A 6665-nucleotide genomic window follows, 5' to 3' on the forward strand; every position below is an offset into this window, starting at 1 on the left:
TGCCGTCGGTCAACTGGACGCGGCGCTTCGGTACGGATCGATTCCGGCACCCACCCCGGCCGGTTCCGACGGATCGGTGACCGACGACGGCCGGGCCGGGCGTCGGGGCAGGGTTGTCAGCGCCACCAGCCACGCGGCGACCACCAGACCGGCGGCCACGGCGAACGCGGTCCGGTAGCCGCCGGCGAGCGCGGCGGTCTCGGCCCAGCCGGCGGCCCGCAGCCCGTCGCTGCGGGTGGCGGCCAGGGTGGCCAGCGCGGCCAGGCCGACCGCCCCGCCGACCTGTTGGGTGGTGTTGGCCAGGCCGGAGGCGAGCCCGGCGTCGGTGTCGGTCGCGCCGGCCATGGCCAGTGTGGTGACCGCCGGCAGGGTCAACCCGCCGGCCACCCCGAAGATCAACATCGCCGGGAGTACGTCCGCGACGTAGCCGCCGTCGGCGGGCAGCCGGGCGAGCAGGAGGAAGCCGACGGTCGCCAGGCCGAGCCCGACCAGCAGAACCATCCGGGCACCGAAGCGGGCGATCAGCCGACCGGCCAGGCCGAGCGAGACCACGGCGATCACGACCGGGGTCGGTAGGAAGGCCCAGCCGGTCGCGGCGGCGTCCAGCCCCAGCACCAGTTGCAGCTCCACGGCGAGCAGGAACTGGAACCCGAAGTACGCGCAGACCATGAGGAACTGCACGGCGTTCGCCGCCACCAGGCCCGGGACGCGCAGCACCCGGGACGGCACCAGCGGGGCCGCCGCCACCCGTTGACGCAGCGCGAACCCGCCGAGCAGCAGTGCCGCGAGGGCCACAGCGCCGAGCGTCCGAGGGCTGGTCCAGCCGTGCTCGCCCGTGCCGACGATGCCCAACACGGCGGCCATCAGCCCGGCGGTGGCGAGCAGCGCGCCGGGCAGGTCCAGGCCGGCGCGCAGGCCGATCCCTCGTTCGGCCGGGAGCCGGCGGAGGGCCGCGATGAGGATGACCGCCCCGATCGGCACGTTGACCAGGAATATCGTCCGCCAGCCGGCGGCCTGGGTGAGCACCCCTCCGGCGACAGTGCCGACCGACGCACCGGCGGCGCCGGTGAAGCTGAAGACGGCGATGGCGCGGGCCCGCTCGGCCGCTTCGGGGTAGAGCCGGACGATCATGCCGAGGCTGACCGCCATGGCCAGCGCGCCGCCGATGCCCTGCCCGAACCGCGCGCCCACCAGCAGGGCCGGCCCGGTGGCGACCGCGCAGGCCAGCGAGGCCATTGTGAACAACGCGACGCCGGCCAGGAAGACCCTGCGCCGGCCCAGCAGGTCACCGAGCCGGCCGGCGAGCAGCAGCAGCCCGCCGAACGCGACCAGGTAGGCGTTCACCACCCAGGCCAGGTCGGCGGCGCTGAAGCCCAGGTCGCGTTGGATGGCGGGCAGCGCCACCGCGACGACGGTGCCATCCAGGATGATCATCAGGCTGCCGGCGCAGAGCACCAGCAGCGCCGGCCAACGGGATGGGACGACACGCTCCACGAAACGCCTCCTTGGTGCACTGTTTGTTACCGAGGTCATCGTCTGTGACCATGAACCGGAGCGGAAGGAGGCACTTTGATGTCCCAGAGGAACAGCGATGTGTCCGCGCTGGTCAAGGCCGAGCTGACCTGCGCGGCCGAGAACGTGCCGTTCACCCCGGGCCAGGCTCGGGCGTGCACCGTCCGCGAGGTGCTGGACCGGGTCGGCGGCAAGTGGAGCATCGGCATCCTGGTGGCCGCCTCGCACGGGCCGGTGCGCTTCACCGAGCTGGAGCGGCACATCGAGGGGATCAGCCGCCGGATGCTCACGCTGACGCTGCGCAACCTGGAACGGGACGGCCTGCTGCACCGCACTGTCTACCCGACCGTTCCGCCCAAGGTCGAATACACCGCCACCCCGATGGCGCTGGAGCTCTACGAGTCGCTGGTCGCGCTGACCAGCTGGGCCGAGCGGCACCGGCGGGCCATCGCCGAGGCGCGGACCAGGTACGACACCCAGCACGCCGGGTAAACCCAGCGAGGGGTGTGGCGAACGCCACCGCTTCCATCTGACCGATCGGTCAGGGTCTGACCGATCGGTCAGGCATGCTGGTCTGCGGGAGGTGGACCGGGCATGGTCAGAGCGGTACCCGACACGCACGGCGAGATCCTCGCCGCGGCGGCGCGGCAGTTCACGGTGACCGGCTACCGGGGCACCTCCCTGCAGGACATCGCCCGGGAGGTCGGCTGCTCCAAGGCCACGGTGCTCTACCACTTCGCCAACAAGGAAGCCCTGCTCGCCGAGCTGATGGCCCCCGCGATCGAGGTGCTCCGCAGCCTCGACGAACAGCTCACCGGCCTGACCGGAGCTGCCGCGCAGGAAGTCGCCGCACAGGGCTTCGTCGACCTCGCGGTCCGGTTCCGGCAGGAGATCGCGGTACTGCGCGGCGAGTTCCCGGAACTGCTGTGCCAGCCGGCCTTCGCGCACATCCAGGAGATCTCCGACCGGCTGCGGGACGCGTTGGCCGGGCACTCCGACCGGCCGGGCGCCCGGATCGCCGCGCTGGTGCTGCTCGCCGGCATCTCCGAGGCGTGCGGCGAGTTCGCCGACATCCCCGACGACGAACTGCGCCTCGCCCTGCTCACCCTCGCCCGGCGGGCCGTCGAACCCGTCGACGCGCCACTGCCCCATCCACCCACGACCGAGGACAAGGACTCCTGATGGCCACCCTGCTCTACCGGCTCGGCCGGGGCGCGTTGCGCCGGCGACGGCTCGTCGTCGCGCTCTGGCTCGTCGTACTCGTCGCCGCCGGCCTGGCCGCGGCGACCCTGCGCGGCCCGACGGCGAGCAACTTCACAATGCCCGGCACCGAGAGCCAGCGCGCGCTCGACCTGCTGGCCGACCAGTTCCCCGCTGCCAGCGGCGCCACCGGCACCATCGCGGTCAAGGCGCCCGCCGACGGCCAACTGGCCACCCCGCAGGGTCAGGCAGTGGTGCAGGAACTCGTCCAGCAGGCGTCGGCACTGCCCGGCGTGGTCGGCGCGGTCAACCCGCTCCAGGTCGGCGCGGTATCACCCAACGGCCGGTACGCGCTGGTCCAGGTCCAGTTCGCCAGCGGCGGGGACGACGTCACCGACGAGCAGCGCACCGCCTACGAGCAGGTCGGCGCAGCGGCAAAGGCGCAGGGTTGGCAGGTCGCCCCCGGCGGCGAGGTGCTCGGCGGCGAGCCGGAGATCGGCTCCACCGAGGCGCTCGGCGTACTGGTCGCCGCGATCGTCCTGATCATCACGTTCGGTTCCCTGGTCGCCGCCGGCATGACGATGCTCAACGCGCTGATCGGCGTGGGCGCCGGCATGGCCGGGCTGTTCGCGCTGAGCGGCGTCGTCCAGCTCACCAGCACCGCGCCGATCCTGGCGCTGATGCTCGGTCTCGCGGTCGGCATCGACTACTCACTCTTCATCACCTCCCGGCACCGGCAGAACCTGCTCGACGGCCTGTCCCCGGAGGAGGCGGTCGGCCGGGCCGTGGGCACCGCCGGCTCGGCAGTGGTCTTCGCCGGCGCCACAGTGGTCATCGCCCTGGCCGGGCTCGCCGTGGTGGACATCCCGTTCCTCACCGTGATGGGTCTCGCCGCCGCCGGCACCGTCACCGTCGCCGTACTGGTCGCCATCACCCTCCAGCCGGCGCTGCTCGGCTTCGCCGGTCGCCGGGTGCTCCCCCGCCGGCTGCGCTCCGTTCCCACCGACGGCACCACCACCGACGGCACCGCCGCTGACGAGGACGACTCGGACGTCACCGATCGGCCGGCCGCGACGACGACCACGACCGAGGAGCGCAACCGGTTCGGTTTCCGCTGGGCGCGACTGGTCACCCGGTTCCGCGTACCGGTCATCCTGGTCGGCCTGCTCGGCCTGGGGCTGCTCGCGCTGCCCACGCCGGACATGCGGCTGGCCCTGCCGGGCGCCGCGACGGCCGCTGTCGGCTCGCCCGCCCGGGTGGCGAACGACCTGACCGTCGAGGGCTTCGGAGCGGGCTTCACCGGCCGGCTCGCCGTGGTGGTCGCCGGTGACACGCCACAGGCCACCTCGGCCGCCGTGCCGCAGGTCACCGCCCTGCTCCAGCGCACCGAGAACGTCCTCGCGGTGGCGCCGCCCCAGCTCAGCCCGGACGGCCGGACCGCGCTGCTCGGCGTGGTGCCGAAGACCGGCCCGACCGACGAGGCCACCGAGACCCTGGTGCACGACATCCGTGGCGCGGTGAGCGGGATCCCCGACGCGGACGTGCTGCTCACCGGCGTCACCGCCATCGGCATCGACGTCTCCGAGAAGCTCTCCGACGCGCTACCGATCTACCTGCTGCTGGTGGTCGGGCTCTCGGTGCTGCTGCTGATGCTGGTGTTCCGCTCGCTGCTGGTGCCGATCAAGGCGGCGCTGGGCTTCCTGCTCACCGTCGCCGCCACGTTCGGCATCACGGTGGCCGTCTTTCAGCAGGGGCACCTCGCCGACCTGGTCGGCCTGGACACGCCCGGCCCGCTGATCAGCTTCCTGCCGATCCTGCTCATCGGCATCCTGTTCGGGCTCGCCATGGACTACGAGGTGTTCCTGGTGTCCCGGATGCGGGAGGACTTCGTGCACGGTGAGACGGCCCGGCAGGCCACCATCAGCGGCATGGGGCATGGTGCACGGGTGGTCACGGCCGCCGCGCTGATCATGATCTCGGTCTTCGGGGGCTTCGTCTTCCTGGAGGACCCGGTGATCAAGTCGATGGGCTTCGCGCTCGCCATCGGTGTCGCCATCGACGCGTTCGTGGTCCGGATGACCATCGTCCCGGCGGTGATGTCGCTCCTCGGCGACCGCGCCTGGTGGCTGCCCCGCTGGCTCAACCGCGCCCTGCCCAACGTGGACATCGAAGGTGAGGGCCTGCGCACCCACCTAGAAGACCGCACCCCAACCCGCGTCTGACCCCCACCACCCTGTCGATCATGGAGTTGTGGTGCCCGTCGTGCCCCGATCAGGGGCCTTCGTCCAGCACCACAACTCCATGATCGATGCGATCGAGCGGGCGTCAGACGCCCGCCGGGTAGGTCTCCATCTCGCCGGGGACCGCCGGCACCGGTAGCGGATGCAGGGCCGTGGTGTCGTCGCACCAGATGAAGGCGTCATAGCGGTCGCCGAGCCGGGTGGGCACGTAGTTGCCCCAGGACTCGAACGACGGGTCGTAGACGACCCCGATCGCCCGGTGGTCCACGGTCTCGGTGACCCAGCCCGGCTGGTCGTCACCGCCGAAGATCAGCACCGCCCGTTCCGGCATCAGCTCGTGCAACCGCCGCTCGATCGAACCCTCCCGAGCCGGGGGCACCACCATCGCCTCGGGCGGTGAACCCCACCGGGGTGCGGCGATCACAGTGCCCCGGTAGCTGCCGAAGCCGACCAGGGCCACCTCGTCCTCGCCGTGCCGTTCCCGGGCCAACTGACCAATGTTGACCATGCCGTCGGCGGCCATGTCGGTGGCCCGCGCATCCCCGACGTGCGTGTTGTGCGCCCAGACGATGCCCCGGGCGTCGGGGCCGTAGCGGTCCAACAGCCGGTCCAGGGTGTCCTGCATGTGGGTGTCGCGGATGTTCCACGAGTCCGGCCCGCCGGCCACCATCGCCCGGTAGTAGCGTTCGGCGCCGGCCACCACCTCCGCGTTCTGCCAGGCCGAAAAGCGGTCCGGGCCGTCGGAGAGGGCGTGTTCGCGGGTACGGGCGAGCAACCGGACAACCTCCTCCTCGCACCGCGCGGAGACGAACCGGCTGGCCGCACCGTACTCCTCGACCCTCTTGCCGTACGGCTCGAAGCACCGGTACGCGTCCTGCGCCGCCTCCAGCGACTTCGGGTCCTCCTCCCCCAGGTAGTCGAAGATCGCCTGCATCGACTCCCAGAGGCTGTAGACGTCGAGGCCGTGGAACCCGGCCCGTTGCTCCTCCGGCCGCTCCACGTTCCAGGCCCGCAACCAGCTGGCGAACCGGGCCACCTCGGCATTGGCCCACATCCAGGTCGGCCATCGCTCAAACTGGTCGAGTGCGAGCTGCGGTTCGAGCGCGCCGCCCGGCGCGGCCGTCACCGAACGGTGCACCCGATCGCAGTCGGGCCAGTCACCCTCCACGGCGACGAAGGAGAAACCGCACTCCGCGATCAACCGGCGGGTGAGTTGCTCGCGCAACCGGTAGTAGTCGTAACTGCCGTGGGTGGACTCACCGATCATCACCACCCTGGCGTTCCGAACGCGCTCCAGCAACGGGTCGAAATCGCTCGGCGCGCCGAGCCGCTGAACCAGCATGCCAGCGGCTACCCGGCCGCCGCTGCGGCAAACCGTGCGCGCGTCGCGGGCCGACACGCCGACCGCCGGGCCGTCGTGGGCCCCAACCCCGCCGGTGTACGACCACCGCGAGCGGGTAGCCGGCCGACATGACCGTCACCGGGGTTCAGTTGCAGGAGTACCTGGCCGGGCTCGACTACCCGGTCTCCCGGGAGGACCTGATCCGCTGGGGTCAGGAGAACGGGGCCAGCACGGCAATGTTGCAGATGCTCCAGGCCCTAACACCCGAACAGTTCAACTCCCCCGACGAACTGAACGCCGCCCTCTCCACCCCCACCTAAACCCGCCCAACCCAACCCCAGCCCCAACCCGGCCCCCGCCCAGCCCGAACC

6 protein-coding genes are annotated in these 6665 nt (G+C 71.9%); 4 read left to right on the forward strand and 2 right to left on the reverse strand.

What is annotated here, in order from left to right; translation table 11 throughout:
- Positions 1-9 precede the first annotated feature (9 nt).
- Entirely contained in the window at positions 10-1494 is a 1485-nt protein-coding gene (locus tag KBX08_RS24645) for an MFS transporter (protein ID WP_307850644.1), read from the reverse strand.
- 75 nt (positions 1495-1569) lie between these two features.
- On the opposite strand from KBX08_RS24645, the gene KBX08_RS24650 reads away from it, so the two are divergent.
- The 3 genes from KBX08_RS24650 to KBX08_RS24660 all read left to right on the forward strand — a co-directional run bounded on the left by KBX08_RS24650 (position 1570) and on the right by KBX08_RS24660 (position 4934).
- The gene (locus KBX08_RS24650; RefSeq protein WP_238688513.1) at positions 1570-2004 is read left to right on the forward strand and encodes a helix-turn-helix domain-containing protein; all 435 of its coding nucleotides are present in this window, start codon (positions 1570-1572) and stop codon (positions 2002-2004) included.
- Between the two features lie 102 nt (positions 2005-2106).
- Entirely contained in the window at positions 2107-2694 is a 588-nt protein-coding gene (locus KBX08_RS24655) for a TetR/AcrR family transcriptional regulator (RefSeq protein ID WP_210785754.1), read from the forward strand.
- Positions 2694-4934 carry an MMPL family transporter gene (locus KBX08_RS24660; RefSeq protein WP_210785755.1) on the forward strand — a complete coding sequence of 747 codons (2241 nt, stop codon included), beginning with the start codon at positions 2694-2696 and terminating at the stop codon, positions 4932-4934. Before KBX08_RS24655 ends, KBX08_RS24660 begins: the two co-directional genes overlap by 1 nt.
- Before the next feature lie 103 nt (positions 4935-5037).
- Here KBX08_RS24660 and KBX08_RS24665 read toward each other — a convergent pair whose 3' ends face one another.
- On the reverse strand, positions 5038-6294 hold the full coding sequence (locus KBX08_RS24665) for an erythromycin esterase family protein (RefSeq protein WP_210785756.1): 1257 nt from the start codon (positions 6292-6294) through the stop codon (positions 5038-5040).
- A gap of 128 nt (positions 6295-6422) precedes the next feature.
- On the opposite strand from KBX08_RS24665, the gene KBX08_RS24670 reads away from it, so the two are divergent.
- Positions 6423-6614, forward strand: coding sequence for a DUF2795 domain-containing protein (locus KBX08_RS24670; RefSeq protein WP_210785757.1), 192 nt, complete (start codon positions 6423-6425; stop codon positions 6612-6614).
- Positions 6615-6665 lie beyond the last annotated feature (51 nt).

This window comes from Micromonospora sp. H61, from assembly GCF_018070325.1.
In the GTDB taxonomy this organism is placed as follows: Bacteria; Actinomycetota; Actinomycetes; order Mycobacteriales; family Micromonosporaceae; genus Micromonospora; species Micromonospora salmantinae.

Coding starts and splice junctions, on each gene's coding strand:
- KBX08_RS24665 (WP_210785756.1), bottom strand. CDS start 6,294: ATGCTGGTTCAGCGGCTCGGCGCGCCGAGCGATTTCGACCCGTTGCTG.
- KBX08_RS24655 (WP_210785754.1), top strand. CDS start 2,107: ATGGTCAGAGCGGTACCCGACACGCACGGCGAGATCCTCGCCGCGGCG.
- KBX08_RS24670 (WP_210785757.1), top strand. CDS start 6,423: ATGACCGTCACCGGGGTTCAGTTGCAGGAGTACCTGGCCGGGCTCGAC.
- KBX08_RS24660 (WP_210785755.1), top strand. CDS start 2,694: ATGGCCACCCTGCTCTACCGGCTCGGCCGGGGCGCGTTGCGCCGGCGA.